General features: G+C 43.7%; 20 protein-coding genes. 5 read left to right on the top strand and 15 right to left on the bottom strand.

Features of this window, described 5'->3' with window-relative positions; translation table 11 throughout:
- Window positions 1–167: 167 nt before the first annotated feature.
- The gene (locus tag VC182_RS03180; protein ID WP_323484469.1) at window positions 168–413 is read right to left on the bottom strand and encodes a helix-turn-helix transcriptional regulator; all 246 of its coding nucleotides are present in this window, start codon (window positions 411–413) and stop codon (window positions 168–170) included.
- Window positions 414–502: 89 nt separating this feature from the next.
- On the opposite strand from VC182_RS03180, the gene VC182_RS03185 reads away from it, so the two are divergent.
- Complete coding sequence (locus VC182_RS03185; RefSeq protein WP_323484470.1) at window positions 503–904, top strand: hypothetical protein; 402 nt, start codon at window positions 503–505, stop codon at window positions 902–904.
- 37 nt (window positions 905–941) lie between these two features.
- Window positions 942–1,631: a hypothetical protein gene (locus tag VC182_RS03190; protein WP_323484471.1), complete on the top strand. Its 690-nt coding sequence runs from the start codon at window positions 942–944 to the stop codon at window positions 1,629–1,631.
- Between the two features lie 136 nt (window positions 1,632–1,767).
- Here the strand turns inward: VC182_RS03190 and VC182_RS03195 are convergent, their stop codons facing one another.
- The 8 genes from VC182_RS03195 to VC182_RS03225 form a co-directional block, all read right to left on the bottom strand.
- Window positions 1,768–2,196, bottom strand: coding sequence for an HGGxSTG domain-containing protein (locus VC182_RS03195; RefSeq protein WP_323484472.1), 429 nt, complete (start codon window positions 2,194–2,196; stop codon window positions 1,768–1,770).
- 350 nt (window positions 2,197–2,546) lie between these two features.
- Complete coding sequence (locus VC182_RS03200) at window positions 2,547–4,637, bottom strand: AAA family ATPase (protein WP_323484473.1); 2,091 nt, start codon at window positions 4,635–4,637, stop codon at window positions 2,547–2,549.
- Window positions 4,638–4,864: 227 nt separating this feature from the next.
- Complete coding sequence (locus VC182_RS03205; protein WP_323484474.1) at window positions 4,865–5,113, bottom strand: hypothetical protein; 249 nt, start codon at window positions 5,111–5,113, stop codon at window positions 4,865–4,867.
- Window positions 5,110–5,349 (bottom strand): helix-turn-helix transcriptional regulator, encoded by a 240-nt coding sequence (locus VC182_RS11550; RefSeq protein WP_416350565.1) that lies wholly within the window; start codon window positions 5,347–5,349, stop codon window positions 5,110–5,112. The genes VC182_RS03205 and VC182_RS11550 overlap by 4 nt, the downstream gene beginning before the upstream one ends.
- 101 nt (window positions 5,350–5,450) lie before the next feature.
- Window positions 5,451–5,828, bottom strand: coding sequence for a hypothetical protein (locus VC182_RS03210; RefSeq protein WP_323484475.1), 378 nt, complete (start codon window positions 5,826–5,828; stop codon window positions 5,451–5,453).
- A complete protein-coding gene (locus VC182_RS03215) occupies window positions 5,828–7,138 on the bottom strand; it encodes a tyrosine-type recombinase/integrase (protein WP_323484476.1) in 1,311 nt (436 codons plus the stop codon). The genes VC182_RS03210 and VC182_RS03215 overlap by 1 nt, the downstream gene beginning before the upstream one ends.
- A 384-nt stretch (window positions 7,139–7,522) precedes the next feature.
- Complete coding sequence (locus VC182_RS03220) at window positions 7,523–8,116, bottom strand: nitroreductase (RefSeq protein ID WP_323484477.1); 594 nt, start codon at window positions 8,114–8,116, stop codon at window positions 7,523–7,525.
- Window positions 8,106–8,573 (bottom strand): DUF1348 family protein, encoded by a 468-nt coding sequence (locus VC182_RS03225; protein ID WP_011902848.1) that lies wholly within the window; start codon window positions 8,571–8,573, stop codon window positions 8,106–8,108. Before VC182_RS03225 ends, VC182_RS03220 begins: the two co-directional genes overlap by 11 nt.
- Before the next feature lie 353 nt (window positions 8,574–8,926).
- On the opposite strand from VC182_RS03225, the gene VC182_RS11555 reads away from it, so the two are divergent.
- Genes VC182_RS11555 through VC182_RS03235 form a run of 3 tightly spaced genes read left to right on the top strand, consistent with a single transcriptional unit; the run spans window position 8,927 to window position 10,347 of the window.
- Window positions 8,927–9,160 (top strand): HPP family protein, encoded by a 234-nt coding sequence (locus VC182_RS11555; RefSeq protein WP_416350570.1) that lies wholly within the window; start codon window positions 8,927–8,929, stop codon window positions 9,158–9,160.
- A gap of 57 nt (window positions 9,161–9,217) precedes the next feature.
- Complete coding sequence (locus VC182_RS03230) at window positions 9,218–9,826, top strand: CBS domain-containing protein (RefSeq protein WP_323484478.1); 609 nt, start codon at window positions 9,218–9,220, stop codon at window positions 9,824–9,826.
- Entirely contained in the window at window positions 9,823–10,347 is a 525-nt protein-coding gene (locus VC182_RS03235) for an HPP family protein (protein ID WP_323484479.1), read from the top strand. Before VC182_RS03230 ends, VC182_RS03235 begins: the two co-directional genes overlap by 4 nt.
- A gap of 6 nt (window positions 10,348–10,353) precedes the next feature.
- Here the strand turns inward: VC182_RS03235 and VC182_RS03240 are convergent, their stop codons facing one another.
- The 6 genes from VC182_RS03240 to VC182_RS03265 are packed head-to-tail and all read right to left on the bottom strand — an operon-like array spanning window position 10,354 to window position 18,701.
- On the bottom strand, window positions 10,354–10,863 hold the full coding sequence (locus tag VC182_RS03240) for an HPP family protein (protein WP_323484480.1): 510 nt from the start codon (window positions 10,861–10,863) through the stop codon (window positions 10,354–10,356).
- A 3-nt stretch (window positions 10,864–10,866) separates the two neighbouring features.
- Complete coding sequence (ybiB, locus tag VC182_RS03245; RefSeq protein WP_323484481.1) at window positions 10,867–11,775, bottom strand: DNA-binding protein YbiB; 909 nt, start codon at window positions 11,773–11,775, stop codon at window positions 10,867–10,869.
- 7 nt (window positions 11,776–11,782) lie between these two features.
- Entirely contained in the window at window positions 11,783–14,623 is a 2,841-nt protein-coding gene (locus tag VC182_RS03250; protein ID WP_323484482.1) for a molybdopterin-dependent oxidoreductase, read from the bottom strand.
- Entirely contained in the window at window positions 14,616–14,966 is a 351-nt protein-coding gene (gene nirD, locus VC182_RS03255) for a nitrite reductase small subunit NirD (protein ID WP_011902842.1), read from the bottom strand. Before nirD ends, VC182_RS03250 begins: the two co-directional genes overlap by 8 nt.
- Window positions 14,959–17,409 (bottom strand): nitrite reductase large subunit NirB, encoded by a 2,451-nt coding sequence (gene nirB, locus VC182_RS03260; protein WP_011902841.1) that lies wholly within the window; start codon window positions 17,407–17,409, stop codon window positions 14,959–14,961. Before nirB ends, nirD begins: the two co-directional genes overlap by 8 nt.
- On the bottom strand, window positions 17,406–18,701 hold the full coding sequence (locus VC182_RS03265; protein WP_323484483.1) for a CmpA/NrtA family ABC transporter substrate-binding protein: 1,296 nt from the start codon (window positions 18,699–18,701) through the stop codon (window positions 17,406–17,408). Before VC182_RS03265 ends, nirB begins: the two co-directional genes overlap by 4 nt.
- Between the last annotated feature and the right edge of the window lie 67 nt (window positions 18,702–18,768).

Consider the following 18,768-nt stretch of genomic DNA (forward strand, 5'->3'; position numbering starts at 1 on the left):
CCCACCCCACAAATCCATAGGAAAGCATTCTTACTCTCTACTAACACTCGATTTTGGGCATTGGATGAGCATTTTTCTAGCAAATGCCCCCTTATGTTTTTAAATTCAATGCCCACGGGGGGTATATAAAAAATTCACTGGAGTTTTCTAAAGGAATCTACAGCTATCTAAAGCTTTGCCCTATTAAGCAGCTCTGAGGAGGTAATGCCTAGGGTTTGTGAAATTTTCATTAAGTTGACAAGGGCCAGGTTATGTTCGCCCCGTTCAATGCCGCCTATATAGCTTCTATCAATCCCAGCCTCAAAAGCCAATGTTTCTTGTGAGAACCCCAATTCAAGGCGCAATTTCTTTATTGCCCGCCCTAAAGCGATTAATTCTTTTGTTCCGCTATAGCTTGGTGATGGTTTGGCCATAGGGACAATATTTCCCTATTGACGTATTTAATACCACGGGAGATGATACCCACTAAATACTAAAAACCATAAACAAAATAGGTGAATATTTGAACTACCTTCGGGTTGTGGCCATTGGAGCTTGCGCTTGTATTGGTGCATTACTTTTTACTTCGTGCAGCACTCCTGAGGCAGCAATGCCAAAACTTAAGCAGTATTTGGGAGCGCAATGCTTAGAAATGATGACGGCTCCTGGAATAAATGGATATCAATATATTTCCCAGCATCCCGCTGGTAGAGGGGTATTCGCTCTAGCAATGGCTAATGGATATCAGGTGTGCGCTTATTCCACCACAAGAGAGGGCATACGTGATTGGAACACTTTGGAAGTTCTCGCCTTAGGAAGATGTGAGGATGCAAGAAAAGCGGCTGGTATGAATACTACTTGTAAAGTATTTGCACGTGGGTTTGACATAGTTTGGGATGAGAAGAAAACCCATGGAATGGAATAAATTCAGAAGCACCCTAGCTGTTTACTTAAGCCTGAGCATGCCCACTGCATCAGCCGTATCCTGTGATGACTTGAGGATATTTTTTCAACAGCCAAAGGTGGATAACGCTGAAATTTCTCTAAAAGTGAATGAATTAGAGGGATTAATCAATCAGAATGATATGTGTGCCAAAAATTTATTTGGTCGACTGGAGTATGAGGGTCAGTATTTCCCCAAAAATGATAGCAATGCTAAGAGGATATTCATTGATTTAAGTAATCAGGGTTATCCGCCTGCCATGTTCAATCTAGCTTATATACAGGCGATTGATAAATCATCAAATCCTGAAGAAGTACTTGGACTATTGCTGGGTATTTACTCTTCTTACGTAGATAGCAAGGACTACGGAGCGCTTGCGCGAAAATCAATGGAATATGGTCGAAGTTACATTGATACATTTGGTCAGCCTCAACGAGATAAGCTAAGTCAAAGCTTTGAGAGAGCAATTAGTGAGGCTAATGTGGCTGCTCGAGATAAAGTTAGCGAAAGATTGCGAATAGCAAATGAGCGGGGAGAGGCTTTGGGTGCGGTTTTGCTAGCTGGAATGGGATTCTTGCTTGGAGCCAGGGCGGCTTCTGGGCTAGCGGCTCGGTCAGCGACAATGACTACAGCGCCTCAGGCAGCACCTTTCTACACGATAGTTCCATCAGGCACGCCGGGTGTTTTTAGCGTTATCCCAAGTAGGTAAATACTTTGTTAGCGCAATAACTCTGTCAGAGCTGCATTAATGTATTTACAAACAAAAAATATTAAACGGTATCGATATATTTAGTATTTAAAAATTGATATTCAAAAGAGTCAAAGGAGCCTTTTAAGATTGGTGATTATTTAATGTCCTCAACTAAAGTTTCCTTAATGGCTTGAGCAAGTTGCTCTGGGTCTGATAAATCTAAGGGGTGATAGTGCTTGCTAGCTCGTCCTCTGGTTTTCACCTTGTAGGTAAACATATTGAGATAGTTGCCTATATCGGCAAGATACCTAAACATTGCATCTTGTTTGGAGGTTCTCTCAGTAGCTTCTTTGGTAAATTTTCCGTGCTTGGTATTTGCCTTTTTGATAGCTTCGATACCTTCTTTGCTCTGAGGTCCTGTTGAAGCCCCAGAGTGCCATTTGCATCGGGATTTTGAGGATGAACGAAGAGCGGGGTGGTTGCATTGTTTCTGAGTTCTTCGGCTATATCCAACGCACCTACGACAAGTAATGCGACCGCCCGCTGTGGTCATGAAGAGTTCTGGGTTTTGTATCTTATTCACTGTTGCACCATGTATAGACCGTCAAACGAGTAGTGGAAATTTTCATTGGGCATGAGTCATAGCCAGTACTGGGATAGATTGCAAAGATTCCATACCCCCAGAATGCTGGATACTTAATAATCTTAAAATACTAGTAATAATCAGAACACTAGGGAAACTCAATAGATATATAGGTCGTAGGGACCTTGCCATTTCTATATTGACCCCGAGAAATGGGGTAGCGTAAGCTCTAGTTTTCTGTTTACCTAGTGTTACGTGTGTTACGGGTTTCCCGAGTTTGCCTAGTACTTTAGGAGTCCTCGGGATTTTAGTTTCCCTCGTTTCCTGTTTTATGGGGGTGCCAGTACCGCTCATTTCTCACCTCCAAAGGCTTCCTCTAGCACAGCTTTAATTTCTTGGATGCTTGGGGCTTGAAGTGAATAAATAGTTGCGTTCTTTTCACCCCCTCCAATTTGTGCATATATAGAAGGGTGTGGTCCCCTCGAAAATTCATCCAAGAATCTAAGTAGGCGATTCTTCCCAAGACTTGTCTTTTCCTTGACGAACTCAGCGATAGCCACTTTCGTGTTGATGCCGGTCTCAATAGCTTCTTTAGCGTATTTCAACGCTTGCTGGCGTTCCTTATCGAGAATTTGGACTACTTCGTTCGGCTCTTCCACGCTTCTATCTGAAAGATTAATAAAAAAGGACCGTGGCTTGTAATCTGCGCGAATTTTATCGGGCTGTGTAGTTATCTCTAGGCGATTGGTGCCTTCATTTTTAACTGAATTTAGGTATATCAAGTTATCTACGTCATTACGTAAATCGGCTGTGCCTTCATATACTTGTTTACCGTCTTCACCCCGGTACTTATTCGAGTGCCCAAGCAGAATGACTGTAGCGCCTTTCACTGTTAGCTTCCTTAGTAATTTATAGAATTCCTTTGCATCTGATTTTTGAATGACTTCAGTGAACTTTTTAAGAGTATCCATAATGAATACTGCATTAGACATATCTACCTCATTATTAGCAGCTTCCTTAAATAAGGCCACCACCTGCTCAGGGCTTCCGCCTTGCTTTGCATCTGGCGCTATAACCTTGTAACCGTATTTTTGTGCATGTGCGAAGTGTGATTTCAGGTCTCCAGGACCCGCATCCGCATTTACATACCAAACATCAAACCCTTGCTCAGCTATCTTTGCTGCTTGATGAACCATTAGGGCTGTTTTCCCTCCATTAGCCTCCGCTATAAGGGCATGGAGATGCCCACGAACAATAAGATTAGGAATAATAAAAGCAGCTTCTTCCATAGATTTCACATCCTCGGTGTCAAGAGTTAGGCAGGTAAAAAGACTCTCTAGGGTCTTGGCGATTTTTTTAGATTCGGTTTCATTGACTGCTTTAACTTCAGGAGGCAGAGCTTTCGGCACTTCGTTTGTACTGGCTAATATGTTTCTTCCCAAAACATCAGCCAGAGAGCCGTCTGCCAGAACAAGTTTTGGCATGGGGTGATAGTTTCCGTCTCTATCTTTTTGTCCCCGAAGGAAGAGTAGGGTCTTTAGAGGAAAGTTTGATTCATTCAGGGTATATAGACCGGTATCCCAGATGGACTCAAATTCGCTCTCTGCTTTAACTTCATCTACTTCCCAGCACCAATGAGCTTGTGACCAATCTAAGATATCTTTGTGAAAACTATCTGAGAAATCATTGTTATGCGGCGCAAATCGAGCTGCAAGCATTACGCTCTTATACCAAGATTCTCTGCTTACTTTCTCTGGACCCTCATCCTCAATTGTTAAATCACCTTTAGTAAGTTCATTAATTACCGTCCTATAACTATCATCATCAAATTGCCAGCACCATGACCATTCATTGCCTAGGCTAAGCATTTCCTCATAAGCTTCTTGAGCTAGATTGCTAGGCTTTCCATTGGTATCGGCCAGAGCTTTGCCCCATTTTTGTTTTGCTGCCTTAAATTTATTTAGAATTTGCTGTTGCTCGTCAATCGAATAAGAGCCCCATGCCTTGTTAACAGCTCGCTTTTGCTTGCGGGTGATACGTTCGGGTGCTGCCTGTAGAGCCTCATCTACACCCAAAGGAGACTTTGAGACGACTCTGTAAATCCGGTCATCAAGAAGCATTTGATTGAATGCATCCTTATTTTTAAATACCGGCAAAAAGACTGGCTGACTACCCCTATAAACTGAAATGTCGAAGTTAATTGATTGCTCGCCATAGCCAGCCGCAATTGCAGCTTCTTCTATATGCGCCTGCAGAGCAGACCCCAATAGTTTTCCTTCTTCATAGTCAACCTCACGCTCAAGCTCAAAGACAAGCCTTGCTCGAGGCAGCAATAGAGTGGAGCTAGAAGTTTCATACCAAAAGACGTTGGCTCCTAGGTCTTTAATCCACTGGCGTAACCAAGTCCAAACCTCTGGCTTTTCAAAGCCATCCAAATCCATAGAGAGGATTCGTCTTGGTAGCGTATGGGTTTTTAGGCGCCAGTAGTTTTGCTCTGGGTAGTCTTTAATTCTGTCATGGTGCCCATAACTCATTGCAGCGCAAAAATAGTTCCCGCCTTTTTCTTTGGAGTGGTTATCAACCATCCACTGGACTAAATCTTTGAAGTCATCGGCCTCTAGCTGTTCGGGGCTGTTATCAGTTTCTCCATTGCCGAATGAAAATTTAATCATAGTTGTCCCTTTGAGCCATTCTTAAGAAGATTAGGCTTGTTAGATGGATTCTCATATCTAAAAATTTCTTTTATCAAGGCTGGTATATCGTCTGCAGTGAAGTCACCCAATCGTATTTTGTGACGCATTTCCTTGGAGATGGCAAAAGAGTATTCAATTTCACAGATAGTGCTATCAAATCGTTTACTCTCAGCTAATATTTGCCACGCCAGCTTTTCTAATGCACGTTCTAGTTCGGACGTCATTGATTGGCACCTCTTTTTTGCAAGGAGCTTTCTTCCCATTTCAGCAGGTCGCAATTTTTCCAGCAAGTAATGCCTGCTGATAGCTTGATTGGCTTGGGGAATGTATCTTCTTTTACTTTTCGCCAAATCGTAGCTGGTGATATTTCATACCTGCTACAAATAGCCTTAATTCGGCTATAACCGTTTGGGTCAAACTGGGGTGGCGCTTCATTGCTACCCTTTCTTACTTTATCCATCTTAATTTCTCCATATTTATCGCATCAAGGACGATACGAGTTCATATGAGTAATTTTGGATTGATAGTAGTTATTAGATTGGCACCATAAAGGGCGTTAATTTAGTTCTTTGCTTCCTCGTGCGCACTTTCAAGAAGCTTGATGTGTTTTTGTATTTCAATTGCTAGGTTTCGGGCAGCTCGGTCTGATAGATAAACGCCCATTCGCTCGAAGTGCTTCGTTAGCATTGAAATTTTTCTTGGCTCTCTAATGCACTGTCTAATCGTTTTAGTTTCTTTCAGGCTGGGGTGACCAAAGAAGTATTTTGCCGCAATCAACCCGAATGCTTTATTAAAATTCTTGAAGCGCCAAACTTTTAGAGCTGCGCCTTTACCTTTATTTTCTGTATGCTCATTTATTTCTACCACCTCAGTCATTTGCTGGTCATCTTTATAGATGGCGATTACTTCTGGTTCGGGTGTCTTCTTGGGTTTTGTCATCAAGCTTTCCTTTTTAGAGGGATAACATCAGCAGTTTTGTTAACCCAAGGTGAATCTAGTAGCTTTGACCAGTCATTCATTAGTTTGCGGCGCTTTTCAAACAAATCCCCCCGGCGATAGTGGCCTTCTGTACCACCCACCGCATGACCCAAAGCCATCTCTGATACGAAATTTTGGTGGTTAGTTTTATCGGCTGCCCAATCTTTAAAAGTGCTCCTGAATCCATGTGGCACGGCTTTATTTTTAAGCTCGCCACGCTCTAGCATGCCCCTCATAATTTCTGATAACGCCATGTCGCTTAGCGTCTTTTTGGTTGGGCTTGGAAATATGTAGAAAGACTCAGTACCTTTTTCCTTTTGGGTCTTCTGTAACTCTTTGAGAAGTTTTACTGCTTGCGGTGATAGTGGCACTCGATGCTCTTGTTTTGTTTTTGTGTGCTCAGCTGGAATTGTCCAAACCTTATCTTCAAAATCAATATCCGCCCAACGTGCCTCTCGCACTGAACCAGAGCGAACTACTGTATGAATCAAGAATTCCAACGCCTTTGCACCAATACTCGGCTTTTTCCGTAACTCGACCATAAAACCCCCAATCTGGGTGTAAGGGACTGCAGGGTGATGTTGGACGGTTTTAATTTTTTTAGGTGAAGGGAGTAGGGTATCTAAATAGCCTTCCCATGTTGCTGGGTTAACTGTTGTTCTGTATTCATTTACAAGTGCATAGTCAAATACAGCTTTCATCCGCTGCTGAACCCTTGTAGCCGTTTCGGTTCGAACTTCCCAGAAGCTACCAAGTGACTTTTTTGTCTTTGGGTCTTTAATCTCTTGCTCCAGCACATCCAGTATGTTGCGTCTGGAAATATCTGCAACTAGAAGGCGTCCAATAATAGGGTAGACGTAAGTATTTAATGTTGTACGCCATTGCTTGGCATGTTTCTCATTCTTATATTCGGCTGCTTTAGCTTTCATATAAGCCTCGGCGCAATCTATAAAGGATTTAGCTCTGCCCGCCTGTATAGCCAGCTCACTCTTAGCCCTTTTCTTTGTGCTGATTGGATTGACTCCAGACTTCACTTCAGATAACTTAAGTTTTGCCTCTGCTCTAGCTTCTGCGAGACTTGTTTGTGGATATGGTCCCAGACCAATATTTAATCTCTTGGGTTTAGCCCTCACTCTGAGTAGCCAGCTCTTAGCCTTTCCATCATTGCTTATCTGAAGTATCAGGCCAGCAACACCCCCAACAAAGTGCATTCCATCAGTATTTAAGCGCTTAACTTCAATAGCAGACAATTCTTTAGCAATCTTTGGCATATCCAAATACCCACCCAAAATAATAAGATTAAATTATATCGAGTAAGACTAAAAGATGCTTGAAAATATCATTTTATAGATATAAAACATATACTTAGCTTATATCAAGTTATCTTATGTTGTACCAAGTTATATCAATAATGGCGGTTCTCGTCTCCGCCAGCACTTTTGGCATTTTTTCCTCTTTTTGCTATACGCAACATAGACTTAGCCCCCTAACCGGGGCTTTTTCTTTATCACTCCCGCTTACCAGTACGCTTACCACCCAAACAATATGTGATTGCAGATATGTGGCTAATGCAATTTAAGCTAACGATTACTCAGCACATCCTAATGGCATGGTTAATTAATTGTTGAGAAGCTAAAAACGTCCAATAGATTCAGCTAGAAAACAGAACTGTAAGAATTTGCATCAGGCCTTTGCTTATTAGGCTTATGAGCCGAGATAGTGCCGATAGTGATGAAGCACAGAGGCTCCTCTTTATCTTTAAATAAAAATAATTCCCTCATCTTTTGGCTGTAAAGAGCCTTACCGCTTGATAGTCCTGAGCCAAATCCTAGAGCATTAGCCATTAGCAAAATATTTTGAATTGCACATCCTGCGGAGATGAGTTTTTCTTGCTCGGGAATATTGTCAAGTTCATTGTTCAGCTTAGCGGTTGCCAATAAAAGCAAGGGGCCTCGAAAAGCTTTCTGCTTTGCTTCATCAATTTGAGTTGGCGTTGCGCTTGGGTCTCTTGCTATGAGTGCGTCTGCAAATAAGTCACCTAATAAATTACGACTTTCGGGGCTGACTTCATAAAAGTGCCAAGGCGTTACCTTTCCATGATCGGGGGCGGCTCCAGCCGCATTCAAAATTTCTAATTTCTGAGATAGGTTGGGGCCTGGTGCAATCAGTCTTTTAGGAGAAACATGCTGACGACTATGGATCAGTGCATGAGCAAAGCCTCCGAGTGAATCTAAATTATCAGAAGCCAAAATCACTTAGTCCTGGGTGGTCATCCGGTCTTCTTCCTAGGGGCCAAAAAAACTTTCGATCAGATTCTTTGATGGGTAAATCATTAATGCTAGCGAAACGTCTCATCATGAAACCATTCTCATTGAACTCCCAATTCTCATTACCAAAGCTTCGCGACCAGTTACCAGAGTCATCATGACATTCGTAAGCAAAACGAACTGCAATGCGATTAGCTGTAAAAGCCCATAGTTCTTTAATTAAGCGGTAGTCAAGCTCCTTGGCCCATTTACGCTGGAGAAACTCTTTTACTTGCTCTCTGCCTTTTGGAAATTCCGCTCGGTTTCTCCAAATGGTATCTTCCGTATATACCAAGGAGACTTTCTCAGGATCGCGGGTATTCCAAGCATCTTCAGCCATTCGAATTTTTTGAATTGCTGTTTCTTTAGTAAAAGGGGGTAGGGGTAGTTTTTGTTCCATAGTATTTTGCGGTTAATCTTTCGGAATAATAAGAATAAACAGGGATTTGCATACAATAGCAAAATTAGTACCACTTTTGGTGCATTCAAAATAAGCCTTTAATGAGATCGCTTTTGAGACATTTTTTTAAAAAGTTAATTACCATTTTTCTTCCGGAAACTACCTCAGTTTCTTGGTTAGAGAGGCTTAGATCGGCTTTAGGAGTTGTGCTGGGCTTGCTCGCAATAATGGGTCTTGGTTTATTGCTTGCAAGTTACGGAAACGCATCACCATGGATTGTCGCCTCGATGGGTGCCACTGCATTTTTATTATTTGTCTTGCCCTCAAGCCCAATGGCGCAACCATAGGCGGTTATAGGGGGTAGTTGCGTTTCTGCTTTGATAGGTGTTGCTTGTACGCAGTTTGTTCACGAATTGCCATTATTAATCCCCCTGTCCGTTGGGCTCGCAATTTTGGCAATGTTTACTTTGCGTTGCTTACACGCGCCTGCTGCAGCTTTGGCCCTTTTGATTCCTTTGGGCGGAATGGTAGACTTTCATTTTGTGCTTTTCCCGGTCTTGAGTAATGCTGTTTTATTGGTTTTGTGAGCAGTTATTTATAACTCCCTAACGGGCAGGCCATATCCGCAACGCCCTAAGGCCGTCTTGGATTCATCTCCACTGCAGAAACGAAATCGTAAGATCGAGGATCAGGAAATTAACGCTGTCTTGGAGAGCTATAACCAAGTACTAGATATCAGTAAGGATGATTTAGCCAATCTGATTTCTCAAGTTGAGCATGGGGCATATCAAAAGAAGTTGCAAGGTATGCTGTGTAAAAATATTATGACCACTGAAGTCTTATATGTTGGCATGGATTCACCTTTGGATCAGGCATGGAATCTTTTACGCAATCGTCATGTTAAAGCGTTACCGGTGATAGATGGCGCACGTAGGGTGCTTGGGATCATTACTTTAGAGGACTTTATTAAAAGTGCGGCGGTTGATTTTCATCAAAGATTTGGGCAACGCATCAGGGGGTTTATGCGAGCCGCTGTTCCTGGCTTAAATAGCTTACCAAATGCAGTTGGACAGGTAATGAGTAAGCCGGTAAGGGTAATTAGTGAAGATCGAAATATGCTTGACTTAGCTGAGATATTTTGTGGTGATGGTCATCACCATATCCCCGTAATTAATGATGATAGGCAGTTGGTAGGAATGATCACCCAATCTGACTTTGTAAAAGCTATTGACCAGTCTATTGATATTAGATGAAAAATATTTTCAATAAACTGATTAATTTCTTTAATGAAATTGCACCACCCCAGGGACAATATTCTTGGTTTGATAGACTCAGAGTATCCATTGGTGTGGGCCTAACCATCCTTGTGATAGCCTTCTTTAATCACCTATGGGGTGATATGACGCAAGATGAGAATATGGTGACGGCTGTATTTGGAGTCAGCGCTCTATACATTTTCCTATTTCCCAATAGTAAATTCTTTTCGCCCTTAACTTTAATAGAGGCAAATCTATTGGCTTCCTGCGTAGCCTTCATTTGTGTTTATCTAATTTCATCGATTTCTGTGGGCATTCCATTCGCCGTCATTGGCACGATAGTTGGAATGTATTTACTGGGGTGTATGCATCCGCCAGCGGTTTTCTTAAGTATTTTTATAGTAATGGCTGGAACTAATAGCTATAACTTTGACTTGCATCCTGTTTTGGCTGACTCTCTTGTGTTGACCTTGGCGAGTTTTTTAAACAAGGCTTTAATAAAGCGTTCGTTAGGCTAAGTTGTGCTACCCCCAAACACTCCAATCCTTGGATTGTGGTGAAGGTTCATTCCACTTCACTGGGTAATGCAGGGCTTTCCCGGGAGTGAGGCGACTCCAGATGGCTGCTACAACCGCAAGAATTGTCACCCCTACCAAAACTACTGCTACGAGATGGCCAAAGCCAGCGTGCGCCTGGATCATGATAAGTGGATTTGCACCAGCTGGCGGATGAACAGTTTGCGTAAGCAATAAGACTACCAAAGTAATTACCTCCGCTAGCAAGTAAACCCATAAAGCATCATCAAAGAGCTGGTAACAGACAATACCAATGAGTGCGCTAATGAGGTGCCCGCCAAATAAAGCTCTTGGCTTTGCTGCAGGAGCGCCAGTCAAGCCAAACAGAAATATCGTAGAGCCACACAGTGATGCAAGCAGTAATGGTGATGCCGGTGGTTTTGTAACAATTAAAGCCAATCCAAGTGCAACCATTGCGCCTAGCGAAACCCATGCCAAACGTTTAACTATTTTGAGCATGACTTAGTGTAATCCAGCCATCGTAGATATTTGAATGGCTTGCCTGAGAATTGAGCTCGGACATTTGACTTGCCCAGATAGAATTTTCTCGGTAACGGATGCCGTTGAAATGGCGTCAATCTCTAAAAACGGTCTGAGATCTTCAAAGCGCTCTTCGGGGGTTGTCATTTCATTCGCATTTGGAAGCAAAAAATGCATTTCTGGCAATCGCTGCAGAGAAGCGGTTGGCTCACCCTCGCTTCCCCTCATCAAAATTGCATTTGCTGAACGAAGTTGAAAAAATTCTCGTAGTTTTTCTGGATATTCTGGGTGGGTGTAGTTAGAAACTTGCCAAGAGCTCTGAAGCGTTGGATTAATCAGTTTTGCCAGCACATGACCAGTATTCCGCAGACCAATTCTTTCTCTGATATCTAATAATTTTTGAAGGGCTGGGGAAATCACATTAAGAGGGCAAAAGATCGGTTGATTCAATGCCAGGAGGGCGCCAAATTCATCTTTGGACTTGAGAATTGGCCAGCCAAGAGACTTAAAAATTTCATGGCTCGTTACCCTGGTTAGATCTTTTTCGACCCCCTGAACAAGCACTGTAAAACCATAACTAGACAGCATGCCAGCAAAAAGTGGCGTTAAGTTTGCTTGCTTTCTAGCCCCGTTATAACTTGGTAAGACTATGGTGGGGCGTGTGCCAAGATTCAGTAAATTCAGATGCGGTTGTAGGGCGTCCATAAAGCCCATGAGCTCAGAGACAGACTCACCCTTGATGCGCATAGCAATACAAAATGCACCCAGCTCTAGATCGCTGACATTGCCATCTAGAATTTGTGTGAAGACTTCTTTTGCCTGATTGCGATCAAGGTCGCCGGCGCCTTTGCTGCCTCGGCCAATGACTTTTAAGAATGATTTGATGCTCATTGAAGGATTATGCCGCTACTTCCACATTCTTGAGAAAGCTGACAATAATTTGCTTGACTTCGGGTTTGCAGGAACCGCAATTGGTTCCACATTGCGTTTCAGATTGAAGAGAGGTCATGGCGTCTTCGGGGGAGGTTCCTGCTGGCATCTTGCTTAAGCATTGCTTCATTGTGTCTGCAGATACATTAAAGCAATTACAAATTGCCTTACCTTTGGGTTTAATTTCTATAGGGGGTTTGCTAACAGGCATCAACAAAGACCGACCAAGGGTTTTTGCATCTAAGCCGCTTTCTAGGTACTCTCTTAACCAGGTAGTACTTGCTAGGCTTTCAATGGAGCCAGTCAGCATTGCAGATAGAACCTTCTCTTGAGCGCGAACAAGTCGTACTACGCCTCTGCGCTTATCGATATAGCGCATCACGGGCTCTCCAGATTCCTCATCCAACTTAAATTTACGTATTATTTGCTTTAAAGCTTGCGCGGCAAGAGAGTCTGATTCTTCTAGCGGGTCATCGTGGTGGGCGGCCTTGAATGAAATCCCAATGAGGTCACCATCCTGCTCTCTACCAAATAGAACGCATTGGGCGGAATCGAAATGAGGCAAGATGCTGCGCAAACTATTTTGAACAAAAAATACTTCTTCTTTGGAAAATAAGCCGAAAGCCACTAAATGCCAGGGAAGGTTTGCTGGCAAAATCTTGACGGCTGAATGTTTCAGTTCGGGCTGACCGGATACAGGGTCGATCATGTTGCAAGTAAGGCCGTTGACTCCGCGGCCCGGTGTTTTACCAGCAGCGCCTGAAATAAATTCAGAACCCCAGTGCATGGCAATAAAGGCTTGCGAGGAGGCGATATCGTCTGAGACTTTGATTGGGAAGATCTCACTACCTCTGCGACTGGTGACATGAACTAAATCACCATTTTCTAGATTCATCCTGCCGGCATCTTTAGGTGATAGTTCTACACAAGGCTCAGGTGAGTGCCCATAAAGCGTTCCAATGGTTCCGGTTCTACTCATACCGTGCCATTGATCTCTGAGGCGCCCAGTATTTAAGGCAAATGGATATCGTGCATCCACTGATTCTGCAGTTGCCTTATAAGGCGCAGCGATAAAGTGTGCTTTCTTATCTTTAGTTGGGAATATTCCATCTTCATAGAGACGTTTCTTTCCCGAATCTGAACCTACTGGCATTGGCCACTGTTGAGGCCCACGCTCCTCAAGGATTTTGTAGCTTAAACCAGTAATATCGAGATCGCGACCGGCTGTACTCTCACGATGCTCATTCCAAATATCCTCAGGTCCGGCGTAAGGAAATAGAGTGGATGTTCCTTCTTTTCTATTGCCTGGTAATAGCGCTTCAAGAGCTATTCCAATTTCAAGAGCGATCTGCCAATCATGTTTAGCAGACGCATAAGGATCAATTGCGGGATTTACTTTGGAAATTCTTCGCTCTGAATTTGTAACTGTCCCCACTTTTTCTGCCCAGGTAGTAGCGGGCAACAACACATCTGCATATAGGGTGGTGGCTGTGTGCGCATAAGCTTCCTGCACTACAACAAATTCTGCTTTGCTTAATCCCTCGTGAACTGCATTGAGATCGGGCATCGATTGTGCTGGGTTTGTACAGACGATCCATATGGCTTTTAGTTTTTCAGTACGCAATGCCTCAAACATGGGAATGGCACTAAGACCTGGCTTTTCGGGAACTGAATCCACCCCCCACAGGTTTGCAACTTCTGCACGATGTTCTGGGTTGGCAAGATCACGGTGTGCGGATAGTAGATTGGCTAAACCTCCAACCTCCCGACCACCCATGGCATTGGGTTGTCCAGTCAAAGAGAATGGACCAGCACCAGCTTTCCCTATTTGACCGGTGGCTAAATGTAAGTTAACTAAGGCAGCATTCTTGGCTGTACCTGATGCTGATTGATTTAATCCCTGGCAGTACATCGATAGGGTTGCAGGTGAAGTAGCAAACCATTGCGCCGCTTGGAACAAGTCTTTTTCATTAATACCGCAGATCTGACTTACTGCCTTAGGCGTGAAATCTCTAACCAAATCACGCAGCGCATCAAAATCTGCCGTATATGAGTTGATATAAGACTCATTAATCCATTTCTCCCAGAGCATGATGTAAAGCATCCCGTGATAGAGGGCAACATCAGTACCAGGTTGTATCTGTAGGTAGAGATCAGCCTCTTTGGCGGTATCGGTTTTTCTGGGATCAACAACAATAACTTTGAGATCTGGATTATTTTTGCGTGCATCCTCAAGACGTCTATACAAAATTGGGTGAGCAAAAGCAGTATTAGATCCAGTAATAAAGATCGTAGATGCCAAATCAATATCTTCATAGCAACAGGGTGGGGCATCCATCCCCAAGGTTTGCTTGTAGCCAGCTACCGCACTAGACATACATAGGCGTGAGTTGGTATCAATATTGTTAGAGCCAATTAGGCCCTTCATTAACTTATTAAAGATGTAATAGTCTTCGGTCAGTAATTGACCAGACACATAAATGCCAACAGATTCTGAACCATGCTCTTGAATGATGTCGGCAAATTTTTGGGCAACAGTTTGAATTGCCTCGGGCCAAGAAATATCTACCGGATCTTCGCCTCTTGCCTTGCGGATTGCTGGTGAACCCAGCCGAGCCTGCATCTGAAGGCTTGGGTTTGCAGTGAGATGAAGGGTGGAGCCTTTACTGCAGAGTCTGCCAAAGTTTGCAGGATGATCGGGGTCGCCGCGAACCCCGGTTACCTCGATCTTTCCGTTACTTTCTGCGGTTTCAATAATGACGCCACAGCCAACACCGCAATAGCAACAGGTGCTCTTAACTTCAGCCATGAGTAGCTTGCAATTCCTCACGGCTTAGCCAAACCACACCAGACTCTACTTTGACTGCAAAGGATTTAGCACAGCCTTCATCTGGGGCAACTGCACAGCCAGTGGAGAGATCTATATTCCAGGAATGCAGTGGACAGGTTACGGATTTTCCATGGACAATGCCCTGAGACAGGGGGCCACCCTTATGCGGGCACTTATCCAATACGGCAAATACTTCGTCTTCTGAATTTCTGAAAATAGCTATTTGACCAGCTGGCGCTTCAATAACCCGAGATCCCAGAACAGGAATCTCATCAACTGTTGTGATTTTTTGCCACTGATCAAGTTGGGCGGTATTAGACATTTCCAACCTCGACAATAGGGATGGTTTTAAATTGACGAACATCTACACCAGCACGTTCAAAGTCTTTCCAGGGATCTGGAGCATCTTTTAGATCAAACAGCAGTCTTTCGTAGAGAGCTTTACGACTTTCAGCATCGTCGACCACTTTTTGCTTAATGTATTCCATGCCAACTCTTGCCAAGTAATGGACAGTTCGATCCAAATACCAAGCTTCTTCGCGGTACAGCTGTAAGAAGGCACCAGAATATTCACGAACTTCCTCATCAGTTTTAACTTTACAGAGAAATTCCGCCACTTCTGTTTTAATGCCGCCGTTACCACCAATATAAAGTTCCCAGCCAGATTCAACACCAATAATGCCAACATCTTTGATGCCAGCTTCTGCGCAGTTTCGTGGGCAGCCAGACACTGCAAGCTTCACTTTGTGAGGTGCGTACATACCGAAGAGCATTCTCTCTAGATCTACGCCCATTTTCATGGAGGACTGGGTGCCAAAACGACAGTGCTCATCACCAACACATGTTTTCACTGTGCGAATTGATTTGCCATAGGCATGACCTGATGGCATATCCAACTCTTTCCAAACCGCTGGAAGATCATCCTTCTTGATGCCAAGTAAGTCAATTCGTTGGCCGCCAGTTACCTTGACTGTGGGCACTTGGTATTTCTCAGCAACGTCAGCAATTCTGCGTAGTTCAGAAGGAGTAGTTAGACCACCAAACATCCGCGGAATAACTGAGTAGGTGCCATCTTTCTGAATATTGGCATGAGCACGTTCATTAATGAAGCGGGATTGTGGATCATCTTTTGCTTCATGTGGCCATGTGGAGATCAAATAATAATTTAAGGCAGGGCGACAAGTCGCACATCCGTTAGGTGTTCTCCAGTTCAGTTCGGTGCGAACTTGCTCTTGAGAAATTAAGTGACCCGAGCGTATGGCTTGACGAATTTCATCATGAGAAAGATCGGAGCATCCGCAAATCGATTTCTTTCTAGGGGTTGCTGAATAATCTGTACCAAGAACATTCATCAGCACTTGCTCAACTAGGCCTGTACATGAACCACAGGAGCTGCTGGCTTTGGTACATTTCTTCACTTCATCTAGTGTGAATAGACCCTGTTCCCGAATAGCCTTGACAATGGTGCCTTTGGTAACCCCATTGCATCCGCAGATTTCATCTGCATCAGTCATTCCGGCAGCTTTATTGTGGCCTTGATGGCCAACATCGCCAATATTGGATTCACCAAACATCAATGTGTCACGAATTTCTGCAATGCTTTGTTCGTCACGCATGAGCTTGAAATACCAAGTGCTATCTGCTGTATCGCCAAACATGCAGGCACCAATTAAACGATCATCTTTAAGAACTAATTTTTTATACACGCCACCAATAGGATCGGCTAGAGTAATTTCTTCAGTACCTTCGCCTCCCATAAAGTTTCCAGCGGAGAAGAGATCAACACCTGTTACTTTCAGTTTTGTTGATGTTACGGAGCCCTCATAGCGACCGATGCCGTGTTCGGCAAGGTGATTTGCACAAACCTTAGCCTGCTCAAATAAAGGCGCAACTAAACCATAGGCAGTTCCTCGATGGCTTGCGCACTCACCAACTGCATAGACTCTTGGATCAAACGTTTGTAGAGTGTCATTAACAACGATACCTCTTTGGCAATGTAAACCTGCAGATTCGGCTAAAGCTGTATTTGGTTTAATACCCGCCGCCATAACAACTAAGTCAGCCGGTATTTCTAACCCACCTTTAAAGCGGATATGGCCAACACGATCTCCGGCTGCATTAGGGGTAATTGCCTCGGTAGAAGTCTTTAGTAAAAACTTAAGACCTTTTTCTTCCAAGGATTTTTGTAGTAAATCAGCTGCTGTTTTATCTAGCTGTCTTTCCATCAACCATTCGGCAAGATGGACCACAGTCACACTCATACCTCTGAGAGCTAGACCGTTTGCAGCTTCGAGACCAAGCAGGCCACCACCAATGACTACGGCATTTTTGTAACGCGTCGCCACATCAATCATCTCGTTGGTATCTTTAATATCACGATACGCAATCACGCCAGGTAAGTCATTTCCTGGAACAGGCAAGATGAATGGTAAAGAGCCGGTAGCCAGTAATAAGCGATCGTAGCTTTCAATGGTGCCATCATCGGCAATAACAGTACGCTCTTTGCGATCAATCTTAGTTATGGTTTTGCTAAGATGAAGATGGATGCCATTGCTCTTGTACCAATCGAGGTCATTTAGAACAATTTGCTCAAGAGTCTGTTCGCCGGCCAATACTGGGGACAGCAAAATACGGTTATAGTTGGGATGGGGCTCAGCACCAAAGATGGTGATGTCATAAAGCTCTGGGTCGAGCTTTAATAGTTCCTCGATGGTCCGAACGCCGGCCATCCCATTGCCAATCATGACGAGTTTTTGTTTTTTCATGCTTTGATCTTGAAGCTATCTGCATAAGCAGCAGGGTTGGAGCCATTCCATACAATGCCATCAAACAATTTGCTCGAGCGCATATCACCCTTAGGTAAGGGTGTTTTGGTGGCTGTAGCCGCCTCTTTATACAGAGCAATGTTATTAACCTTTTTAGCAACAGCCAAGTAATCTGGGTGCTCTTTGAGTAAACCCCAGCGCTTATGCTGAGTCATGAACCACATGCCATCAGATAGGTAGGGGTAATTAGCCATACCATCGTTATAGAATTTCATCGCATGGGGATCATCCCAAGTTTTGCCGATACCGTTGTTATAGCGACCCATCATACGGTCCTGAATGACATTGATGTCGGTATTGATGAATGAGGGCGCTGAAACCACTTCAGCCGTCGTATGTTTATTGCTTGTTGATGCATCAATATATTTGCTAGCCTCGAGCATTGCTGATACAACGGCTCGGCATGTATTTGGATATCGCTTTGCAAAATCTCCGGTTGATCCAAGAACTTTCTCGGGGTGATCTTGCCAGATAGCTTGAGTGGTAATAGCCGTGAAGCCAACATCATCGATAATTGCACGAGCGTTCCAAGGTTCTCCTACACAAAATCCATCCATATTACCGCTGCGCATATTCGCAACCATTTGTGGAGGCGGAACGGTTGTGATTTTCGCATCCTTAAATGGATTAATTCCATAATTTGCTAGCCAGTAATAAAGCCACATCGCGTGCGTACCTGTCGGGAAGGTTTGGGCAAAAGTGTAATCACGCTTCTCTTTATCCATCAGGATTTTTAGGCTAGCACCATCAGTAACACCTTTTTTGTAAAGCGCCTTAGAAAGACTTATTGCTTGTCCATTATTATTAATACTCATTAATACAGACATATCTTTTTGTTGACCGCCAATACCCATCTGCAATCCGTATACCAATCCATACAGAATGTGCGACATGTCATTTTCACCATTCACTAGCTTGTCACGGATTGCGGCCCATGATGCTTCTTTGGTGGGGATGATCTTGACGCCGTACTTCTTATCTAGACCAAGATGGTTGGCCATGACAACAGAAGAGCAGTCTGTAAGGGCAATGAAACTGACCTTTACATCCGTTTTCTCAGGGGCATCGGAGCCTGCTGCCCATGCACCCGCTTTAACCATTGGATCTATTAAGGACAGAATGCTTGCAGAGCCAATACTTTGGATAAGTTTGCGACGCGTAGGATTCGCATCAGCAACAGTGGGGGTAGTAGCTTCTGGTAATAAACCGCTAATGCTTGTTTTCTCTTTCATGCTGAGCTCCTTTAGTCGATAACTAACGATAAAGAAGTAGTAAGTCCCGACATTAGAGTGGTGGCTC

This window comes from Polynucleobacter sp. AP-Nickl1-40-C4 (assembly GCF_035012665.1).
Lineage (GTDB): Bacteria > Pseudomonadota > Gammaproteobacteria > Burkholderiales > Burkholderiaceae > Polynucleobacter.

Excerpts from the sequence above, each read along its gene's own strand:
- VC182_RS03240 (WP_323484480.1), bottom strand. The coding sequence starts at position 10,863 with ATGCTCAAAATAGTTAAACGTTTGGCATGGGTTTCGCTAGGCGCAATG.
- VC182_RS03235 (WP_323484479.1), top strand. The coding sequence starts at position 9,823 with ATGAAAAATATTTTCAATAAACTGATTAATTTCTTTAATGAAATTGCA.
- VC182_RS03190 (WP_323484471.1), top strand. The coding sequence starts at position 942 with ATGCCCACTGCATCAGCCGTATCCTGTGATGACTTGAGGATATTTTTT.
- VC182_RS03225 (WP_011902848.1), bottom strand. The coding sequence starts at position 8,573 with ATGGAACAAAAACTACCCCTACCCCCTTTTACTAAAGAAACAGCAATT.
- VC182_RS11550 (WP_416350565.1), bottom strand. The coding sequence starts at position 5,349 with ATGGATAAAGTAAGAAAGGGTAGCAATGAAGCGCCACCCCAGTTTGAC.
- VC182_RS03200 (WP_323484473.1), bottom strand. The coding sequence starts at position 4,637 with ATGGATTTGGATGGCTTTGAAAAGCCAGAGGTTTGGACTTGGTTACGC.
- ybiB (WP_323484481.1), bottom strand. The coding sequence starts at position 11,775 with ATGAGCATCAAATCATTCTTAAAAGTCATTGGCCGAGGCAGCAAAGGC.
- VC182_RS03180 (WP_323484469.1), bottom strand. The coding sequence starts at position 413 with ATGGCCAAACCATCACCAAGCTATAGCGGAACAAAAGAATTAATCGCT.
- VC182_RS03265 (WP_323484483.1), bottom strand. The coding sequence starts at position 18,701 with ATGAAAGAGAAAACAAGCATTAGCGGTTTATTACCAGAAGCTACTACC.
- VC182_RS03205 (WP_323484474.1), bottom strand. The coding sequence starts at position 5,113 with ATGACGTCCGAACTAGAACGTGCATTAGAAAAGCTGGCGTGGCAAATA.
- VC182_RS03215 (WP_323484476.1), bottom strand. The coding sequence starts at position 7,138 with ATGCCAAAGATTGCTAAAGAATTGTCTGCTATTGAAGTTAAGCGCTTA.
- VC182_RS03210 (WP_323484475.1), bottom strand. The coding sequence starts at position 5,828 with ATGACAAAACCCAAGAAGACACCCGAACCAGAAGTAATCGCCATCTAT.
- nirB (WP_011902841.1), bottom strand. The coding sequence starts at position 17,409 with ATGAAAAAACAAAAACTCGTCATGATTGGCAATGGGATGGCCGGCGTT.
- VC182_RS03250 (WP_323484482.1), bottom strand. The coding sequence starts at position 14,623 with ATGGCTGAAGTTAAGAGCACCTGTTGCTATTGCGGTGTTGGCTGTGGC.
- nirD (WP_011902842.1), bottom strand. The coding sequence starts at position 14,966 with ATGTCTAATACCGCCCAACTTGATCAGTGGCAAAAAATCACAACAGTT.